At 43.8% G+C, this 19,328-nt stretch carries 18 protein-coding genes; 16 read left to right on the forward strand and 2 right to left on the reverse strand.

Translation table 11 applies throughout. The features are described 5' to 3' along the window. Window positions 1–11 precede the first annotated feature (11 nt). Window positions 12–695, reverse strand: a complete 684-nt coding sequence (locus DWV53_RS06690) for a succinate dehydrogenase/fumarate reductase cytochrome b subunit (RefSeq protein WP_117587139.1) — start codon at window positions 693–695, stop codon at window positions 12–14. Window positions 696–926: 231 nt separating this feature from the next. Here DWV53_RS06690 and mnmG point away from each other — a divergent pair, with 231 nt between their 5' ends. From mnmG to deoC, 6 genes are all read left to right on the forward strand, one after another. Further along, the gene (gene mnmG / locus DWV53_RS06695; RefSeq protein ID WP_118152527.1) at window positions 927–2,798 is read left to right on the forward strand and encodes a tRNA uridine-5-carboxymethylaminomethyl(34) synthesis enzyme MnmG; all 1,872 of its coding nucleotides are present in this window, start codon (window positions 927–929) and stop codon (window positions 2,796–2,798) included. A 248-nt stretch (window positions 2,799–3,046) separates the two neighbouring features. Further along, window positions 3,047–3,577, forward strand: coding sequence for an adenine phosphoribosyltransferase (locus DWV53_RS06700; RefSeq protein ID WP_117695105.1), 531 nt, complete (start codon window positions 3,047–3,049; stop codon window positions 3,575–3,577). 122 nt (window positions 3,578–3,699) lie between these two features. Beyond that, entirely contained in the window at window positions 3,700–5,547 is a 1,848-nt protein-coding gene (gene uvrC, locus DWV53_RS06705) for an excinuclease ABC subunit UvrC (protein ID WP_118152528.1), read from the forward strand. Between the two features lie 134 nt (window positions 5,548–5,681). Next, entirely contained in the window at window positions 5,682–6,134 is a 453-nt protein-coding gene (dtd, locus tag DWV53_RS06710; RefSeq protein WP_118152554.1) for a D-aminoacyl-tRNA deacylase, read from the forward strand. Between the two features lie 49 nt (window positions 6,135–6,183). Continuing rightward, window positions 6,184–6,543 (forward strand): nucleotide pyrophosphohydrolase, encoded by a 360-nt coding sequence (locus DWV53_RS06715; RefSeq protein ID WP_118152529.1) that lies wholly within the window; start codon window positions 6,184–6,186, stop codon window positions 6,541–6,543. Window positions 6,544–6,597: 54 nt separating this feature from the next. Next, window positions 6,598–7,533 (forward strand): deoxyribose-phosphate aldolase, encoded by a 936-nt coding sequence (gene deoC / locus DWV53_RS06720; protein WP_117729280.1) that lies wholly within the window; start codon window positions 6,598–6,600, stop codon window positions 7,531–7,533. A gap of 74 nt (window positions 7,534–7,607) precedes the next feature. Here the strand turns inward: deoC and DWV53_RS06725 are convergent, their stop codons facing one another. Continuing rightward, window positions 7,608–8,585, reverse strand: a complete 978-nt coding sequence (locus DWV53_RS06725) for a polyprenyl synthetase family protein (protein WP_118152530.1) — start codon at window positions 8,583–8,585, stop codon at window positions 7,608–7,610. Between the two features lie 107 nt (window positions 8,586–8,692). Between DWV53_RS06725 and polA the strand changes: the two genes are divergently transcribed. The 10 genes from polA (at window position 8,693) to ychF (ending at window position 19,318) form a co-directional block, all read left to right on the forward strand. After that, window positions 8,693–11,455 carry a DNA polymerase I gene (gene polA, locus DWV53_RS06730; RefSeq protein WP_118152556.1) on the forward strand — a complete coding sequence of 921 codons (2,763 nt, stop codon included), beginning with the start codon at window positions 8,693–8,695 and terminating at the stop codon, window positions 11,453–11,455. 361 nt (window positions 11,456–11,816) lie between these two features. Continuing rightward, on the forward strand, window positions 11,817–11,981 hold the full coding sequence (gene rd / locus DWV53_RS06735; protein ID WP_022120120.1) for a rubredoxin: 165 nt from the start codon (window positions 11,817–11,819) through the stop codon (window positions 11,979–11,981). Window positions 11,982–12,087: 106 nt separating this feature from the next. Continuing rightward, window positions 12,088–12,471 carry a desulfoferrodoxin gene (locus tag DWV53_RS06740; protein WP_118152531.1) on the forward strand — a complete coding sequence of 128 codons (384 nt, stop codon included), beginning with the start codon at window positions 12,088–12,090 and terminating at the stop codon, window positions 12,469–12,471. A gap of 237 nt (window positions 12,472–12,708) precedes the next feature. Further along, window positions 12,709–12,924 carry a hypothetical protein gene (locus tag DWV53_RS06745; RefSeq protein ID WP_118152533.1) on the forward strand — a complete coding sequence of 72 codons (216 nt, stop codon included), beginning with the start codon at window positions 12,709–12,711 and terminating at the stop codon, window positions 12,922–12,924. Continuing rightward, entirely contained in the window at window positions 12,908–13,531 is a 624-nt protein-coding gene (locus DWV53_RS06750; RefSeq protein ID WP_147468751.1) for a pullulanase X25 domain-containing protein, read from the forward strand. The genes DWV53_RS06745 and DWV53_RS06750 overlap by 17 nt, the downstream gene beginning before the upstream one ends. A gap of 142 nt (window positions 13,532–13,673) precedes the next feature. Continuing rightward, window positions 13,674–13,808, forward strand: a complete 135-nt coding sequence (locus tag DWV53_RS16095; RefSeq protein WP_256620478.1) for a hypothetical protein — start codon at window positions 13,674–13,676, stop codon at window positions 13,806–13,808. A gap of 313 nt (window positions 13,809–14,121) precedes the next feature. After that, window positions 14,122–16,539, forward strand: coding sequence for a DEAD/DEAH box helicase (locus DWV53_RS06755; RefSeq protein ID WP_118152537.1), 2,418 nt, complete (start codon window positions 14,122–14,124; stop codon window positions 16,537–16,539). A gap of 163 nt (window positions 16,540–16,702) precedes the next feature. Further along, window positions 16,703–16,870, forward strand: coding sequence for a hypothetical protein (locus DWV53_RS15710; RefSeq protein ID WP_181992434.1), 168 nt, complete (start codon window positions 16,703–16,705; stop codon window positions 16,868–16,870). A gap of 364 nt (window positions 16,871–17,234) precedes the next feature. Continuing rightward, window positions 17,235–18,071 (forward strand): DNA damage-inducible protein D, encoded by an 837-nt coding sequence (gene dinD / locus DWV53_RS06765; protein ID WP_118152539.1) that lies wholly within the window; start codon window positions 17,235–17,237, stop codon window positions 18,069–18,071. 143 nt (window positions 18,072–18,214) lie between these two features. After that, the gene (ychF, locus tag DWV53_RS06770; RefSeq protein WP_006848895.1) at window positions 18,215–19,318 is read left to right on the forward strand and encodes a redox-regulated ATPase YchF; all 1,104 of its coding nucleotides are present in this window, start codon (window positions 18,215–18,217) and stop codon (window positions 19,316–19,318) included. Window positions 19,319–19,328: the final 10 nt, after the last annotated feature.

Below are 19,328 nucleotides of genomic sequence, written 5' to 3' on the forward strand. Positions count from 1 at the left end.
GATTACACGAATTATGCGCAGCACAAAGATGGAGCGCAACCGAAAGCGAATGCCAATACAACTACGATGAAGAGGAGAAGCAGGATGGTAGAATAAATCATACCAATCATCTTCCAACGGCAGAACCAAGTCTTACCGCTCCAACCGAGAGTCTGAATAGCACTCCAGAAACCGTGAGTGAGGTGGAACCAAAGAGCTACCAACCAGATGATGTAGAGAACTACGAACACTGGGTTAGCGAAGGTGTCCTGAATGAATGCGAAGCCGTCTGATGGGCAGTGGCCGAAGCTTGTACCCAAAAGCTCTGCAAACATCATGTTGTACCAGAAATTAAAGAGGTGAAGCAACAAACCAAGAACGATGATGATACCGAGCACCAACATGTTCTGGCTAGCCCACTCTACTTTTTCTGGCTTTGCTGTTACCTCGTAACGCTGGTTACCGCGAGCACGACGGTTCTGTGCTGTCAGGATGAAAGCGTAAACGATGTGACAAACTGCCAAAGCTGCCAAACCCAAAGTTGCAACTACGGCGTACCAGTTAGCACCCAACAATTCGCAGATTGTGTTGTAAGCTTCTCCAGAGAAAAGCGCAACAACATTCATGCAACCGTGGAATGTCAAGAATAGAATAAGAGCGATACCAGTTACTGACATCACTACCTTTCTACCAATAGATGAATTGATTAACCACATAAATGATTGAAATTTAATTATTTAACTGTTTGAAACTAATTTATATTCCACACTTTTCGTCCCTGCAATACCTATTTTTGGGCATTCTGCAATCCTCATTTCTAGGTATATTTTCGCAAGTCTGCTGCAAAATTACTATATTTTAATGATTTATCAAAGTATTTTTGCTAAAATTTCGATTTTATTTCTTACTTTTGCCGAAAATTAGAAAAAATATAGATTAAACGAAGTATGAAATTCAATTATGACGTGCTCGTTATCGGTGGAGGACATGCCGGATGCGAGGCTGCTGCAGCCTCTGCAAACATGGGTGCCAAAACCTGTTTGATAACGATGGATATGAACAAGATTGGACAGATGAGTTGCAACCCCGCCATCGGAGGTATTGCCAAGGGACAGATTGTGCGCGAAATCGATGCTTTGGGCGGACAGATGGGTATCGTAACGGATAAAACCGCCATCCAGTTCCGAATGCTCAACATCGGCAAAGGTCCTGCCGTATGGAGCCCCCGTGCCCAATGCGACAGAGGAAAGTTTATCTGGGAATGGAGAACCATCCTCGACCACACCGACAACCTCGACATCTGGCAAGACCAGGCTGACGAACTGCTCGTAGCTAACGGAGAAGCCATCGGCGTAAAAACCATCTGGGGAGCCGAATTCTATGCCAAGAGCATCATCATCACCGCTGGAACATTCCTCAACGGACTGATGCATGTAGGAAGAAAGATGGTAGAAGGCGGAAGATGCGCCGAACCTGCCGTACACAACTTTACGGAGAGCATCACCCGATGGGGTATCACTACAGCCAGAATGAAAACCGGTACTCCGGTCAGAATCGACAAGCGAAGTGTTCATTTCGAAGATATGGAAGAGCAGCCGGGAGACAGCGATTTCCACCAGTTCTCTTATATGGGAGAACATCGGGTTCTGAAACAATTGCCTTGCTGGACTTGCTACACCAACAAGAAGGTACACGAAACTTTAAAAAGCGGTCTCGCTGACTCACCTTTATATAATGGTCAGATTCAGAGTACCGGTCCACGTTACTGTCCGAGTATAGAAACGAAGCTCGTCACCTTCCCCGACAAGGATCAGCATCCGCTCTTCCTGGAACCGGAAGGCGAGGATACGAACGAGATGTATCTGAACGGTTTTTCTTCAAGCATGCCGATGGAAATCCAGTTGAACGCTCTTCATGAGATTCCGGCATTGAGAGATGCGAAGATTTACAGACCGGGTTACGCCATCGAATACGATTACTTCGACCCTACCCAACTCAAACATTCACTGGAGTCGAAAATCATCAAAGGTCTCTTCTTTGCCGGACAGGTGAACGGAACCACCGGTTATGAGGAAGCAGGAGGACAGGGAACCGTGGCAGGAATCAACGCAGCCTTGCATTGTGTTGGCGACAAAACATTCGAGATGAACCGCGATGAGAGTTATATCGGCGTACTCATCGATGATCTCACCACAAAGGGAGTTGACGAACCATACCGTATGTTTACCTCCAGAGCCGAATACCGCATTCTGCTCCGTCAGGACGATGCCGATGCCCGACTCACCGAAAAAGCATACGAACTCGGAATTGCCAAGCGCGACCGTTACGACTGGTGGATAGAGAAAAAAGAAGCCATCGGAAGAATCATCGAATTTTGCGCCAACTATCCTATCAAGAAGGATGAGATAAATCCAAAACTGGAGGCACTCGGTACTACTCCACTTCGCGCCGGCTGCAAGCTCATCGACCTCATCGCTCGTCCGCACCTGAACCTCACGAATCTTTCGGAGATTATTCCGGACCTGAAGGCTGCACTGGAAACACCAGCCAACCGAAAGGAAGAGATAACGGAAGCTGCAGAAATCAAGATGAAGTACAAAGGTTACATCGAGCGAGAACGTCTCATCGCCGATAAGATGCACCGTTTGGAGGACATCAAAATCAAGGGCCGTTTCAACTATTCCGAGCTCCACGAAATCTCCACAGAAGGACGCCAGAAACTCGAGCGAATCGACCCGGAAACCTTGGCACAGGCAAGCCGAATTCCGGGCGTATCACCAAGCGATATCAACGTGATGCTTGTATTACTCGGAAGATAAGCCGTTTCACAGTGAAAAACAAGGGAACCCCCAATGTTTCACGTGAAACAGACTACTAACAAAACATTTGATGCTCAACCGCTTAAGAAAGGTTGCATCAAGTGTTTTGCGGTTAAAGTAAAACTTCAGCAATTCGTGAAACAAAAGCGGATAAAATCAAGCAAAACGCAAAAACAAACGGGCAAAAAACCCTAAAAAGGAACAAGAAAAAAGAACAAAATAAGTATCAATTTAAAGCATAAAAAGTAATGAACAATCAGCTATTATTAGACAATCTGCGTTGCATTCCAGATTGGCCAATCAAGGGTGTAAACTTCCGCGACGTTTCAACCCTTTTCAAGAATCCTGCATCTTTAAAAGAGATCAGCGATGAGATGTATGAACTCTACAAAGATAAAGGAATCACCAAGATTGTAGGCATCGAATCACGCGGTTTCGTAATGTCTTCAGCACTCGCAATACGTCTCGGAGCCGGCGTAGTTTTATGCCGCAAACCGGGCAAACTTCCATGCAAAACCGTACAGGAAAGTTATGCTAAGGAATATGGCATGGATACCATCGAAATCCACGAAGATGCCATCAATGAGAACGACATCGTACTCCTCCACGACGACCTCCTTGCCACCGGTGGAACCATGAAAGCAGCATGCGACCTGGTAAAGAAATTCCATCCGAAAAAGGTATATGCTAACTTCATCATTGAACTCGTAAACGAGAATTTCGAAGGCAGAAACTCCTTTGATCCAGACGTTGAAGTAACTACTTTATTACAGTTATAAGCTGCAAAAATACTGCAAGAAATACTGCGAGAATGCAGCAAGGAAGCAGTAAAAGACACTAGAGCGTTGCCGTTTCACGTGAAACAGTAACGCTCGTTTTTCCTTTAAAAACAAGTAAAAATATGACGAAACAAGAGAATGAGGAGCGCTTGGCAAGGCTTAAAAACATCGTTTTAAGTATGCCGGAGAAGCCAGGAAGCTACCAATATTACGACGAAAATCATACGATTATATATGTGGGAAAGGCGAAAAATCTAAAGAGAAGAGTATCTTCCTACTTCCATAAAGAGGTAGACAGATACAAGACAAAGGTGCTTGTTTCTAAGATTCACGACATATCTTATACAGTCGTAAACACAGAAGAAGACGCACTGTTGCTCGAAAACAGCCTGATCAAAAAGTATAATCCAAGATACAATGTCCTGCTGAAAGACGGCAAGACATACCCCTCTATATGCGTAACTAACGAGTATTTTCCACGCATTTTCAAGACTCGTCATATCAATAAAAAAGTGGGAACCTTCTTCGGTCCTTACCCTCATATCGGCAGCATGTATGCCGTTTTAGAGGTCATCAAGAAGCTTTATAAGCCCCGCACCTGCAGAATGCCTATCACCAGAGAAGGCGTTGCTGAAGGCAGATACAAGCCGTGTCTGGAGTATCATATCCACAACTGCGGAGCACCCTGCATCAACAAGCAGAGCTATGAGGAATATCAGGAAAACATGCGCCAGGCACGTGAAATTCTGAAGGGAAACACGCGGGAAGTAAGCAAATATCTCTACGATTTGATGATGAAAAATGCCGAACTTCTTCGCTTTGAAATAGCTGAAGAATATAAGAAAAAGTACCAATTACTGGATGAATTTGAGGCAAAAAGCGAGGTAGTAAGCCATACCATTACAGATGTAGATGTCTTCACCATCGTAAATGATGATGCCAACAAAAACGCCTTCATCAACTATATTCACGTAAAAAACGGCACCATCAACCAGAGCTTCACCTACGAATATAAACGTAAACTGGAGGAGAGCGATGAGGAACTTCTGATTACAGCCATTCCGGAAATCAGAGAGCGTTTCCACTCCACTTCGAAGGAGATAATCGTGCCTTTTGAGATGGAATGGAATCTGAAAGATGCAACCTTCTTCGTACCCCAGAGAGGAGACAAAAAGCACCTTCTGGAGCTGTCGGAAATGAACTGCAAGCAGTATAAATTCGACCGTCTGAAACAGGCAGAAAAGCTCAATCCGGAGCAGAAACAGACCCGATTGATGAAGGAATTGCAAGCCAAATTAAAGCTTCCGAAGATGCCTTACCAGATAGAATGTTTCGATAATTCCAACATATCCGGTACTGATGCCGTGGCAGGTTGCATCGTATATAAAGGTATGAAACCATCCAGAAAAGACTACCGTAAATACAACATCAAAACGGTGGAAGGACCTGATGATTACGCATCCATGCAAGAGGTGGTAAGACGCCGGTACAGTCGCATGATAGAGGAAGAAACTGCACTTCCTGACCTCATTATTACCGATGGCGGAAAGGGTCAGATGGACGTAGTAAGAGAGGTTATTGTTGACGAATTACACCTGGATATTCCTATCGCAGGACTTGCCAAAGACGACCGTCACCGCACCAACGAACTTCTCTTCGGATTCCCTCCTCAAACCATCGCCCTACCACCCGAAAGTGAACTGTTCAAGGTACTGACGCAGATACAGGATGAGGTGCACAGATACGCCATCACCTTCCATCGCGACAAGCGCAGCAAACATGCTCTTCACTCAGAATTAGACGATATCAAAGGCATCGGTCCAAAGGCTAAAGAAGCCCTTCTGAGCAAGTTTAAGAGCGTGAAAAAGATGAAAGAAGCATCCTTTGAACAACTTTCAGAAGTATTAGGCCCTCATAAGGCAGAAATTCTTTCAAAATATTTCGAAGAAAAAGGCGAGAATATGAAATAAAAGTTGTATATTTGCAGTTCAAACTATACTATATATATATTAATAATAAGAAGAAGAACAGAACCGAAGCAAGCATTCCACAAATGCTATTCATAAAGTTCTATGTTCAACATTCAAAGTTCAAAAGTAGTAATATGAGAATCGTAATACAGCGTGTCTCTCACGCCTCAGTAACCATCGAAGGAGAGGTTAAATCTGCCATCAGACAAGGCTATCTGATCCTTCTGGGAATAGAGGAAAGCGACACTTCAGAAGATGTAGACTGGCTGGTCAGAAAGGTAATCGGACTCCGTGTTTTCGACGACGAAAACCATGTTATGAACCGCTCTATCATGGATATAAATGGTGAGATTCTGGTCATCAGCCAGTTCACCCTATTCGCCAGCTACAAGAAAGGAAACCGCCCAAGCTGGCTCAGAGCAGCCAAGCACGAAATCAGCGTTCCACTCTATGAGAAGTTCTGCAAAAAGCTATCCGATGCACTCGGAAAGCCAGTAGGAACAGGCGAATTTGGTGCCGATATGAAGGTAGATTTACTGAACGATGGACCGGTAACCATCATGATGGATACTCACAACAAGGAATAATGCCCTACCCTGAAAGAAAGGCATCTTTCCCCATAAAAGAACTAGGAAGATGACAATAAAAGAAGCACAAGAAGCTGTAGATCAGTGGATTAAAGAATATGGCGTACGCTATTTCAGCGAACTGACCAATATGGCTTGCCTCACAGAAGAAGTGGGCGAACTGGCACGCGTCATTGCCCGAACATACGGTGACCAGAGTTTCAAGAAAGGCGAGAAACCTAACTTGGGCGAAGAGATGGCCGATGTTCTATGGGTGCTTATCTGCCTGGCAAATCAAACAGGGATTGACTTGACAGAAGAACTCCAGAAGAGTTTTGACAAGAAGACCCAAAGGGATTCTGAAAGGCATAAAAACAATCCAAAACTATCTGAGCATCAGGAAGATAAAGAACAAGATAACAAGAATTAAAATTGCTATTCATATAAAAACTTAACTTTAATAATTATATAAATAACATTAAGTATGAGCAGTATTAAAGAACAGGTTCTTGCACAGCAGGGACAGTATAAAGAGTCAGACGACAAGTATTTATCAGTTTTGAAGCAGTACAACTGCAACCTCAACGATGAGGAAGTAGCTGCTGCAGTAAAGAAGATTCTCGATGAAAAGGTAGCAGAGAATGAGACCATGGAGGTCAAGAAGTTCCTCTTCGGCAGCATCGAGTTGACTTCTCTCCATACAGAAGATACAGAAGAAAGCATCCTGAAGATGATTGAAAAGGTGAATCAGTTTGCCAAGGATTATCCTCAGCTTCCTCACGTAGCAACTGTATGTACCTACCCTAACTTTGCCGGCCTTATCAGCCAGAGTCTGGAGGTTGACGGCGTAGAAATCGCTGTAGTAAGTGGCAATTTCCCATCCTCTCAGACCTTTATCGAGGTAAAGATTGCAGAAACCGCAATGGCTATCAAGGATGGTGCTACAGAGGTGGATATCGTAATGCCTGTTGGCAAGTTCTTCAGCGAAGATTACGAGGGTCTCTGCGATGATATTCAGGAACTCAAGGAGACATGCGGAGAACATAAGATGAAGTGCATTCTGGAGACAGGCGATCTGAAGAATTGCAGCAACATCATGAAGGCTTCTATCCTCGCAATGTACTCAGGTTCTGACTATATCAAAACCTCAACAGGCAAGGAGAAGGTCTCAGCTACCCCTGAGGCAGCATACGTTATGTGCCAGGCTATCAAGGCATATTACGAAAAGACTGGCATTCAGATTGGTTTCAAGCCTGCAGGTGGTATCAATACCGTTCATGATGCCGTAGTTTACTACACCATCGTGAAGGAAGTTTTGGGCGAGAAATGGCTGACCAACCAGTGGTTGCGCCTCGGCACATCACGCCTGACTAACCTCCTCTTGAGCGAAATTCTTGGCAAGGAGATTAAATACTTCTAAAGAAAAGTAACTGATTTTCAATAGAATACAAAAAACAAAGGGTTGATCCTCTCTGAGAACCAACCCTTTTTATATTAAGCTTTTCTTTCAATCACAAAATCCAGGTAAGCCTTCAAGGCATTGTAAATATCCTTATCCTCCACATAAGTATCGAGGAAATTCATGGCTTCGGCATGGAAATCCCACATGCGCTTATCCGCATATTCAATACCTCCGTTTTCCTTTGTAAATGCCACTAACTGAGCTATTTCATCAGCCGTCACAGTATGAGCCTTTACCTTTCTGGCAAGCTTCATCATCTCCTCATCACCGGTAGACTTCAAAGCATATATTACAGGCAAAGTCAGTTTTCCTTCAACCATATCATTACCAGTAGGTTTACCTATCTCCTTGGAATCATAATAATCAAAGATATCATCACGAATCTGGAAGATGATGCCCAAGTTCTGTCCGAAACGCTTCGCCTCTTCAATCTGCAGTTCTGAAGCATTGGCAGAGATCGCTCCGATACCGGCGCAAGCCTCAAAGAGAGCAGCCGTTTTCTGCTTAATCACCTGATAATAAATATCTTCCGATATCTCTTCATTACTGATACTGTTGAGCTGAAGAATCTCACCATTAGACAGGATACGTCCCAACTCAGCAAGATAACGCACGATTTCCTCTGAATGCGAATAAGATACATGAAGCAAGGCGGTGGAAAGAATGAAATCGCCCACAAGCACAGCCACCTTATTATTATAAGTAGCATTCACGCTAGCCTGTCCGCGGCGCTCCTCACTCTCATCAACCACATCATCATGTACCAGCGAAGCGGTATGAAGAAGCTCCAGACCTACCGCAGAATGCTGGGTAACACTGGAAACCTTTCCAAAATTACGTGCCATCAACAAGATGAGTATAGGGCGCATACGTTTTCCAGCGCGCTGACGGATGTGGTCGAGCACCTGGGAAAGGAGGCCATCGCTATGCATAAGAGACTTGTTGAACAAATCTATAAAATCTGCTAATTCTGCCTCTATAGGCAGCTTGATAAGTGATAAATAGTCCATTATATGTGAGTAAATCTACTTAATTTCTGAAATTTGTTACAAAATTAATCAATTCTTCTTGAAATATCGCATTTTTTTAGTAATTTTACACCACAAAAATGAATATTATGGATAAATTGTTCCTTTTAGACGCGTATGCGCTCATTTATAGGTCGTATTACGCCTTTATGAAAGCCCCTCGAATCAATTCGAAGGGACTCAATACTTCGTGTGTAATGGGGTTCTGCAATACCCTCAACGAGATACTTACCAAGGAGAAACCTACCCATATTGCGGTGGCTTTCGACCATGGCAAGACTTTCCGTCATGAGGCTTTCCCTGCATATAAAGCTCAACGAGAAGAGACACCGGAAGACATCAAACTCTCTGTGCCTATCATCAAAAATATCCTGGAGGCATATCATATCCCTATCCTTCAGGTAGATGGTTTCGAGGCGGATGATATCATTGGAACAGTTGCCTTGAAGGCAAGTGAAAAGGGGATGGAAACCTACATGCTCACACCCGATAAGGATTACGCACAACTGGTTCGTAACAATGTTTTCATGTTCCGTCCTCGTCATGGCGGTGGATACGAAAAGTTGGGCGTACAGGAAATTGAAGAGAAATACAGCATCACTTCCCCACTCCAGGTTATCGACCTCCTTGCTCTGATGGGCGACTCAGCTGATAACTTCCCAGGCTGTCCGGGCGTGGGAGAAAAGACAGCCATCAAACTTATCAACGAGTTCGGTAGTGTAGAAGGTCTTATCGAGAACTCTTCTCAAGTGAAAGGCAAGCTCCGCGAAAAAGTGGAGGGTGCAGTAGAAGATATCAGGATGTCAAAGTTCCTGGCAACCATACGAACCGATGTTCCGGTAGAGATCAAGATGGAAGATTTGAAACGGGTAGAGCCAGACAATACAAAATTGGATGAAATCTTCACCGAGTTAGAGTTTAAGTCGTTTGCTAATCGAGTTCTTAACAAACCTAAAAAGGTGCAAACAAAGCCTACTGGAGAGCTCGATTTATTTGGCGCACAGCAAGCCGACGGGCAGGAAGAGTCAAAAAACGCGAGTTTTGAGACCCTTAAAACGACGGCCCATTCATATAAACTCATTGATACAGAAGGAGATGCAAGGAAACTTTATGACTATTTATTGACATTCAATATTCTCAGTCTAGACACAGAGACCACATCTACCGCTGCCATTGATGCAGAATTGGTGGGTTTGAGCTTTGCCGTGAAGGAAAAAGAGGCTTTCTACGTAGCAATTCCAGCAAATCGTGAAGAAGCCTTAAAAATCGTAAACATCTTCAAACCTCTCTACGAGAACCCGGAAATCTTGAAAGTGGGGCAGAACATCAAATACGATTACGAGGTGTTGATGAACTACGGCATAGAGATTCAGGGCAAGATGTTCGATACGATGCTCGCCCACTATCTCATCCAGCCAGAACTTTACCACAACATGGATTACTTGGCAGAAGTATTCCTCAATTATCAGACCATCCACATCGAAGAACTGATTGGTCCGAAGGGAAAGAACCAGAAGTCGATGCGCGATCTCGCCCCATCAGACATTTACGAATATGCTGCCGAAGATGCCGACATCACCTTGAGATTGAAAAATGTGCTCGAACCAAAACTCAAAGAGATAGATTGTGAAGATCTGTTCTGGAATGTAGAAATGCCGCTTGTACCTGTTTTAGCCCACATGGAGATGACGGGAGTATGCATCGACACCGATACCCTGAAGGAAACATCCGAGAAACTCACCAACCGCCTCAATGAGATAGAACATCATATCTATGAGTTGGCAGGCGAATCGTTCAATATCGCTTCCCCACGCCAGGTTGGAGAAATACTCTTCGGAAAGATGAAGATTGTGGAGAAGCCTAAGAAGACGAAGACGGGCCAGTACGTAACAAGCGAAGAAGTCCTTCAGCAGCTGCGCAGCAAGAGTCCAATCATCGATGAAATACTGAACTACAGAGGTTTAAAGAAACTTTTGGGAACCTATATAGATGCCCTTCCAAAGCTTATCAACTCTCGCACCGGTCACATTCATGCCTCTTTCAACCAAGCCATCACAGCCACTGGACGCCTTTCTTCAAGTGATCCAAACCTGCAGAATATTCCTGTACGCGATGACGATGGCAAGGAGATACGCAGATGCTTCATCCCAGAACCAGGCTGCCTGTTCTTCTCTGCCGACTATTCACAGATAGAACTTCGCATCATGGCACACCTGAGCCAGGATCCAAACATGGTAGAAGCATTCCGTGAAGGCTCTGATATTCATGCAGCTACAGCTGCCAAGATTTGGCACGAAGATATCAAAGAAGTAACAGATGCACAGCGCAAGAAGGCAAAAACTGCCAACTTCGGCATCATCTACGGCATCACTACCTTCGGTCTTGCCCAACGCATGAACATCGAAAACCGAGAGGCAAAGCAGATCATAGAAGACTACTTCCGCACCTTCCCTGGTGTTCAGGCTTACATGGAGAAGGCAAAGGAAATGGCAAGAGAGAAAGGCTATGCCGAAACCCTCTTCCACCGCCGTCGCTACCTGCCAGACATCAACAGCAAGAATGGTACTGTAAGAGGATTTGCCGAGCGCAATGCCATCAATGCCCCTATCCAGGGCTCTGAGGCAGACATCATCAAAGTGGCTATGATCCGCATTTTCAACCGATTCAGAGCAGAAGACATCAGGAGCAAGATGATTATCCAGGTGCATGACGAACTCAATTTCTCCGTATATCCGGAAGAGAAGGAAAAGGTAGAGAAGATTGTGGTAGAAGAGATGCAGAACGCCTACCAGCTCAGTGTGCCTCTGGTTGCTGATGCCGGATGGGGAAACAACTGGCTAGAAGCACATTAGAAAAACCAGAAAGCGGCCGCAGAAACCGCAAGGCAACTTAAATACAAAGAAGCTCGCAAGATACCAAACGTTCATCTTGCGAGCTTTTCTTTTTCGAGATGTTTCACATGAAACAATCAAATCTTCTATCAAAACACTACTAAAAAGACAAATAACTCCTTTATTCACAAGTACATCTAGAAATCTTTGTTTATTTAGATTAAAAAGGATAATAAAATTATAATATTTTCAAATTTATTTGGTTCTTACAGAAATAAAGTGTATATTTGCATTGTAAATCAGAAAGATATGCAAACGCACCTGTCTGATTAAAAGTGAATAGATAACACTAATCAATCAAATTAAGAAAGAAAGGAACATTATGAAGAAATATGTTTGCGACGTGTGTGGTTGGATTTATGATCCAGAAGTAGGTGATCCAGAGGGCGGCATCGCTCCAGGTACAGCATTCGAAGACATCCCAGATGATTGGGTTTGCCCTCTTTGCGGAGTAGGCAAGGAAGATTTCAGCCCTGTAGAGGAATAAGGCTCTTTTGGAGGAATCACCCGAAGGAAATCCTCACAAAGGAATCATCTGAATGAAATGCCTGATATTCAGGCAACACATTCATAAAATAATAGGAGGAACCATTATGACAAAAGTTAGAGAAATCTACCGCTGCCAGATTTGTGGCAATGTTGTAGAAGTTGTAAACCCAGGAGCCGTGCTCAGTTGCTGTGGCGAGCCGATGAAGCTGATGAAGGAAAACACCAGCGATGGCGCCAAAGAGAAGCACGTGCCTGTGATAGAACCTATCGAGGGCGGCTATCGCGTAACAGTAGGAAGTGTGGAGCATCCGATGCTACCAGAGCATTACATCCAATGGATAGAATTGCTCACCCCTACCGATGTACTTCGTCACGAGTTGAAGCCAGGCGAAAAGCCTGAAGCAATCTTCCTGACCAACGCAGAAGCCAAGGATGTTACGGCTCGAGAATACTGCAACCTTCACGGGTTGTGGAAGGGGGTAATCTAAAAGATTATGGAAAGGTAAAATCTAAAGGAATACTATAATTCAGGAGGACGTGTCTCTATATCGTAGACACATCCTCCTGATTTTTCATCTATAAATCAAAGTTTTCTCCAAAAAATTTTGGAACTTATTGAAATTATTCGTATATTTACACCAAATAACTATTATACACGCATTTTTAACAATAATACGATATCATTTAATCATCATTTAATTATAAACATTTAAAACACAACAATTATGAGAAGAACTATTTTTACTTTTATCATGCTTTGTTTCGTAACACTAACTCTGCAGGCACAAGATGTCTGGACAGCAGCAGGTTCTAGCACAATCTTCGGTTCTCATTGGAATGAAACGGATACCAGCAATGACCTGACCGATAAAGGGAACGGCATCTGGGAACTCACCAAAACCGACTGCATTCTTGAAAAAAAATGTGAAATACGAACTTAAAGTCGTGAAGAATCATTCATGGGCCGAATCGTACCCTAAAACCAGCGCCAACTATGTCTTTATGGTAGAAGAGACAGGTACCTATAACGTCACTATCCAGTTTAATGAAACCAGCCACGAAGTCAGTGTAACCACCAAAAAAACAGGTGGTGCTGTTATCGGCGAAAAGACATGGACCGTAGCCGGTTCACCCGAAATTCTCGGAGTAGAATGGAAGCCGAAAGCAACAGAAAACGATATGATCAAACAGGAAAATAACGTCACCTATATTCTGACCAAGACCAATCTGACCCTCGCTATAGGTACTTATAAATATAAGATCTGTGCAAACCATGGATGGGCAGAAAACTATGGTGACGAGAATGACCCAGAAGGTAATGCTTCCATTTATATCGAAGAAGCCGGAATCTACGACGTTACTTTCACCTTCAATTCAGCAACCAAGAAGGTATCAGCTACAGCTGTAGCAAGCGTAACCGACGGCATTAGCCAGATTGCCAGTGACATCAAGACCAAGAAAGTAATCTTCAATCTTCAGGGACAGCGCGTTTCTGCTCCAAAACAGGGAGTTTACATCATCAACGGCAAAAAAGTAGTCTTGAAATAACAAATACTTATCATAGTAATCATCAGAAAGGCATTCACCAGCATCGTGAATGCCTTTTTTTTAGATAATTTTCCACGATTTTTTCGTATCTTTCATTTATAATGTGTAACTTTGTATCCAATATATTTAAAGCAAAAGAACAATGGCAAAGAACAATAAGCAGACAGCTGGTCAAGATGGTGTCAGCAAAATGGTCACCCTTGGTTCTAAGAAATTCATCGCACAACAACTGAACTACGCTCGCACATCAGCTGTTATGCATGCGCACAACAGGTGATGTGCAATCGCACAACAGCTGTTGTGCGATTGCAGAAGGTATCTCTTCCAGCAACTTATCCTATCTTTCCCAACAACTTATCCTATATATCCCAAGGACTTATGTAATATTTTTCAGGTACCTCTCCCGTATATTCCAACGTCTTCACCTATATCGTTGCGCTTCCTCAAGCGTTTCTGTCGGTTTACCATCGTTGATTCTTCCGTCATCTATGATTTTTAGTTAATTTTCCACGATTTCTTTGTATCTTTCATCCATAATGTGTATCTTTGCATTAAATATATTTAAACGTTTAAAATAAGGCAACATAACAATGGCAAAGAATAATAAGCAGGCAGCTAACCAAGACGGTAACAGCACCAAGAAGGCTACAAAGAAAAAGAAGAAAGTCAAGGTTTCGCATATCGTGAAACCAGAAAACATGACTTTAGAGGAATGGCAAATCAAACTGCGCAAACAGGTGACCGATATCGAGCACTTCGATATCAGTTGTGTTGATGACGTCCTTTGCCCTGGAGAGTATATCGTTCACAACCCTGAAAAGAACAACGAGTACAAGGTGGTGTATCGTGGAGCCAACAGCGAATGGAATTATTGTTCCTGCATGGATTTCAAGACTTCAAGACTCGGCACTTGCAAACATATCGAAGCCGTCAAAAAATGGTTTGGCGGAAAGAGGGGCGTACATGTACATCGGGAATTACCACCTTATACTTCTGTCTATCTCTCCTATCGGGATGAGCGATGCGTAAAGATTCGTATCGGATCAGACAACAAGGAGGCATACGAACAGTTAGCCAAAGATTACTTTGACAAGAACCATGTCTTGAAGAAATCAGCCTATGCCCGCATTGGCTCTTTCTTGAAACAAGCTCGCCAAATCAGCGATACATTCAGATGCTATAAAGATGCCATTGACTTTATCATCGATATTCGCGAAAAAGTGAAAAGAATGAAGATTGTGAAGACATACGATGACGAGAAACTCAACAATCTTCTGAAAGTAAACCTCTATCCTTACCAGAAAGAGGGCATCCGCTTTGCTGCAAAGGCAGGAAAGGCTATCATTGCCGACGAGATGGGTCTCGGAAAGACAATCCAAGCTATAGGTACTGCCGAACTGCTACGCAAGGAAAGTCTTATTGGCTCTGTACTCATCCTCTGCCCTACCTCGCTCAAATATCAATGGCGAAGTGAAATCAAGAAGTTTACTGATGCCGAAGTCTTCGTCATAGAGGGAAGTCATCTCAAGAGAAAGGAAGCGTACAATCGCCCGGAACCTTACAAGATTATTTCCTATAATAGTGCCGCCAATGACATCAAGATACTCGGCTGTTTGCAAACCGATATGCTCATCATGGACGAGGTGCAGCGCCTGAAGAACTGGAACACGCAGATTTCCCGTGCGGCAAGAAAGATAGAATCAGACTATTCCGTGATTCTATCAGGAACGCCTTTGGAGAACAAGCTCGATGAGCTCTACTCTATCGTAGAGTTTGTTGATAATTTCCGCCTCGCCCCTTACTACCTCTTCAAAGACAAGCATATCATTACAGATGAAACGGGAAAAGTACTAGGTTATAAGAACTTAAACGACATAGGCAAGAAGCTGAGTGATATTCTCATTCGTCGTCGAAAGAAGGATGTGAAACTCCAAATGCCTGAGCGTTCTGACAAGAACCTTTTCATTCCGATGACCAACGAGCAGATGGAGATGCATCAGGAGTGGCAGAACCAAGTACGTATCCTGGTTCTGAAATGGCGCAAGATGCATTTTCTGTCCGATAAAGACCGCAAGCGTCTTCTGCTCTTCCTCTCGCAGATGCGCATGGTATGTGACAGCAGTTATATCCTCGATCAAAAGACGAGATACGACACCAAAGTGGAAGAATGCGTGAACATCATCAGCGACATTATCAGCGAGGAAGGTGAAAAGGTTGTGGTATTCAGTCAATGGGAACGCATGACCCGCCTCATCGCCAAGGAACTGGAGAAAAAAGAAATTGGCTTTGAATATCTGCATGGTGGCGTACCATCCGAAAAGCGTAAGAACCTAGTAGATAATTTCATGAACGAACCATCGAGCCGGGTTTTCCTCTCTACTGATGCCGGAAGCACAGGCTTGAACCTGCAATCTGCCGCAACTATCATCAATATCGACTTGCCTTGGAATCCTGCCGTTCTCGAACAGCGTATTGGTCGCATCTATCGCCTTGGGCAGCAGAACAACATCCAGGTTATCAATCTTGTAACACCTGATTCCATTGAGGAGGAGATGCTCGGTAAATTACGTTTCAAGACCTCTATGTTTGAGGGTGTCCTTGATGATGGCGAAGATTCTGTATTCATCACAGATGATAAGTTCAGCAAGATGATGGAAACCGTGAGCGGTATGGTGGAAGAGGACGAAGAAACAGAGAAGGCTCGCAACAAACATAAATCTAACGAGAATAAAGAAGAGGTTTCCATCCAGCAGCAAACGAACTCATCTTCGAACGGAGAATCCGTCTCTAATCGCTCAAGTCAGCCAAAGGATTTGGTAGCCCAAGGAATATCTTTCCTCTCAGGCTTAGCCGAAACCTTAAAGTCGCCAGAAGCCACAGCCCAGCTGGTTGATTCCATCGTTGAGAAAGACGAGCAGACAGGCGAAACCTCCATCAAGATACCAGTGGAGAACAAAGAGACAGTTTCTAACCTTCTGAATCTCATCGGTAAGTTGTTTGCAAAATAAGTCATGGGTAAAAAGAAACATAAGCATCAAGGACATTATTGCAAGATGTATGGAGAGTATAAATCCAACGAGTCGTTCAGTGGTAAAGGACACAGACTGCACATCTGCAAGAAATGTATATCAATAAGAAATAAGGCTAAAAAAGAAAAGAAACGTTTAGAACATGATAGAATTAACGAAGTCTCAGAAGAAAACAGCTCGCAAGCTCATTAATTTGGGCTTGCAGCGAGAATGCGCCAAGTTCATGCAATCTACCAAAGATTTCATGAACAAGAACGCATCAGCAGAGGATGCACACGATGCATACCTCAAACTATATGATAAGGTATAGCAATTCGACAAGCATATCGCTCGCCGATACGATGGGATGTCAGGAGGTAGATATTACATCACCGTATGTTACCTATACTATGACGGAGTATTGACTGACGAAGACATCCGAAAGTTTGACGATGAGCTATATAACAGTTTGAAAGAAGCCAAGAAGTCTTTTCAAAATTAAACGATATGAGTTACACAGAATATTCTTGTAGCAGACTAACTTTTAAAATATGTTTGTTCTACCAAAAGAAATTGGAGATTTAGGAGAGATACAAGTATTTATTGATGAGCAAAGAAGGAAATAAATAACCTTTTCCTTGCTACAACCAAATAAAAAGCGTAACTTTGCCGAAATATCATAAAAATAAGCAATTATGAAGGAAGAAGAAATCAAAGAATTGTTCGAGCAATTCGAAGCTATTGCCAACGAATACGAAGGCGTAGAATGTTGGAGTGCAAGAGAACTTGCACAAGTGTTGGGTTATTCCAAATGGGAAAGATTTGAAGGAGTCATCGAGCGAGCTAAAGACGCTTGTATCAACGCTGGCGAAATGGTAGAATATCATTTTCCCGGCGTTGGGAAAATGATACCTCTTGCTAAAGGTGCTCAGCGTGAAGTCAAAGACTACATGCTGACTCGTTATGCTTGCTATCTCATTGCCCAAAACGGTGATCCACGCAAGCCACAAATCTCTTTTGCCCAAAACTACTTTGCCGTACAAACTCGCCGAGCAGAATTGGTGCAAAAGCGTTTGCTGGAATACGAACGTGTACAAGCACGTGCAAAACTTGCAGAAACAGAGAAGCGTCTCTCTGGTGTGCTGTATGAAAGAGGGGTGGACAGCAAAGGCTTTGCCATCATTCGCTCACTAGGTGACAAGGCGTTGTTTAATCTCGACACGGCTCTTCTCAAACGTAAATTGGGTGCTCCTAACAGCCGACCTCTCGCCGATTTCCTTCCAACACTAAATATTAAAGCTAAAGATTTTGCTGCAGAAATGACTTCTGTCAACGTTCAGCAAAAGGATTTGCATGGTCAGCAAACTATCTGTCAAGAACATGTCGATAATAATAAGGCTGTTCGTAATATGATGCTCCAACGTGGCATTGTGCCAGAAGATCTTCCAGCAGGTGAAGATGTCAAGAAAGTAGAACGCAGATTGAAATCTGACGAAAAGACATTAACCAAAAAGAATAGCAAAAAGAAATAATATCCATCACAATTCTATAACTAGAGAAGAGGTAAGGATTTCACTCGTCATCAATGATTTTTAGTTAATTTTCCACGATTTCTTCGTATCTTTCATTTATAATGTGTAACTTTGCACCGGAAATTTAAACGTTTAAAGATAAAATGGCATTAAAATGTGGTATTGTAGGCCTCCCAAACGTGGGTAAGTCTACACTGTTCAACTGTCTGTCTAGTGCAAAGGCACAGGCAGCTAACTTCCCTTTCTGTACCATCGAACCAAACTTGGGCGTCATCACCGTACCAGATGAGCGACTCAACAAGTTGGCAGAGATTGTTCACCCAGGACGCATCGTCCCAGCTACTTGCGAAATCGTGGATATCGCAGGTCTCGTAAAGGGTGCCAGCAAGGGCGAAGGTCTTGGTAATAAATTCTTGGGAAATATCCGTGAGTGCGATGCTATCATCCACGTAATCCGCTGCTTCGACGATGACAACATCGTGCGCGAGGGTGGCGCTAAGGTTGATCCTTTGGAGGATAAGAGCGTCATCGATACAGAGTTGCAGCTCAAGGACCTGGAAACTATCGAATCTCAGCTCACCAAGCAGAAGAAGACTGCTGCAGCAGGCAACAAGGATGCTAAGACGATGGTTACCGTTCTGGAGGCTTACAAGGCCGAACTGGAGCAGGGAAAGAACGCTCGTGGCGTTACTTTCGAAAGCAAGGAAGAGCAGAAGGTGGCTCACGACCTCTTCCTCCTCACTACCAAGCCTGTGCTCTACGTAGCCAATGTTGACGAGGCTTCTGCCAAGACCGGCAACGAGTATAGCAAGAAGGTAGAGGAAATCGCCAAGGAAGAAGGTGCTGAGTGCATGGTCATCGCTGCCAAGACAGAGGAAGACATCGCATCGCTCGAAACCTACGAGGACAAACTGATGTTCCTCGAAGAACTCGGACTGGAAGAGAGCGGCGTAAACCGACTCATCAAGAAGGCATATGCCCTGCTGAACCTCGAAACATTCATCACCGCTGGTGAGATGGAGGTCAAGGCATGGACCTATCACAAGGGCTGGAAGGCTCCTCAGTGTGCCGGCGTCATCCATACCGACTTCGAGAAGGGATTCATCCGTGCAGAGGTCATCAAGTATGATGACTATATCAAGTATGGCTCTGAGGCTGCAGTACGCGAGGCTGGTAAGCTCGGCATCGAGGGCAAGGAGTACGTCGTACAGGATGGTGACATCATGCACTTCCGGTTCAATGTATAATCCTATTCTT

The organism is Segatella copri, from assembly GCF_003465495.1.
GTDB classification, from domain to species: domain Bacteria; phylum Bacteroidota; class Bacteroidia; order Bacteroidales; family Bacteroidaceae; genus Prevotella; species Prevotella copri_G.

Bases quoted from the DNA above. Each gene is read 5' to 3' on its own strand.
- dinD (WP_118152539.1), top strand. From the start codon at position 17,235: ATGAAGGAAGAAGAAATCAAAGAATTGTTCGAGCAATTCGAAGCTATT.
- DWV53_RS06700 (WP_117695105.1), top strand. From the start codon at position 3,047: ATGAACAATCAGCTATTATTAGACAATCTGCGTTGCATTCCAGATTGG.
- DWV53_RS06715 (WP_118152529.1), top strand. From the start codon at position 6,184: ATGACAATAAAAGAAGCACAAGAAGCTGTAGATCAGTGGATTAAAGAA.
- mnmG (WP_118152527.1), top strand. From the start codon at position 927: ATGAAATTCAATTATGACGTGCTCGTTATCGGTGGAGGACATGCCGGA.
- uvrC (WP_118152528.1), top strand. From the start codon at position 3,700: ATGACGAAACAAGAGAATGAGGAGCGCTTGGCAAGGCTTAAAAACATC.
- DWV53_RS15710 (WP_181992434.1), top strand. From the start codon at position 16,703: ATGATAGAATTAACGAAGTCTCAGAAGAAAACAGCTCGCAAGCTCATT.
- polA (WP_118152556.1), top strand. From the start codon at position 8,693: ATGGATAAATTGTTCCTTTTAGACGCGTATGCGCTCATTTATAGGTCG.
- DWV53_RS06755 (WP_118152537.1), top strand. From the start codon at position 14,122: ATGGCAAAGAATAATAAGCAGGCAGCTAACCAAGACGGTAACAGCACC.
- deoC (WP_117729280.1), top strand. From the start codon at position 6,598: ATGAGCAGTATTAAAGAACAGGTTCTTGCACAGCAGGGACAGTATAAA.
- DWV53_RS06740 (WP_118152531.1), top strand. From the start codon at position 12,088: ATGACAAAAGTTAGAGAAATCTACCGCTGCCAGATTTGTGGCAATGTT.
- DWV53_RS16095 (WP_256620478.1), top strand. From the start codon at position 13,674: ATGGCAAAGAACAATAAGCAGACAGCTGGTCAAGATGGTGTCAGCAAA.
- DWV53_RS06690 (WP_117587139.1), bottom strand. From the start codon at position 695: ATGTGGTTAATCAATTCATCTATTGGTAGAAAGGTAGTGATGTCAGTA.
- DWV53_RS06725 (WP_118152530.1), bottom strand. From the start codon at position 8,585: ATGGACTATTTATCACTTATCAAGCTGCCTATAGAGGCAGAATTAGCA.
- rd (WP_022120120.1), top strand. From the start codon at position 11,817: ATGAAGAAATATGTTTGCGACGTGTGTGGTTGGATTTATGATCCAGAA.
- ychF (WP_006848895.1), top strand. From the start codon at position 18,215: ATGGCATTAAAATGTGGTATTGTAGGCCTCCCAAACGTGGGTAAGTCT.
- DWV53_RS06745 (WP_118152533.1), top strand. From the start codon at position 12,709: ATGAGAAGAACTATTTTTACTTTTATCATGCTTTGTTTCGTAACACTA.
- dtd (WP_118152554.1), top strand. From the start codon at position 5,682: ATGAGAATCGTAATACAGCGTGTCTCTCACGCCTCAGTAACCATCGAA.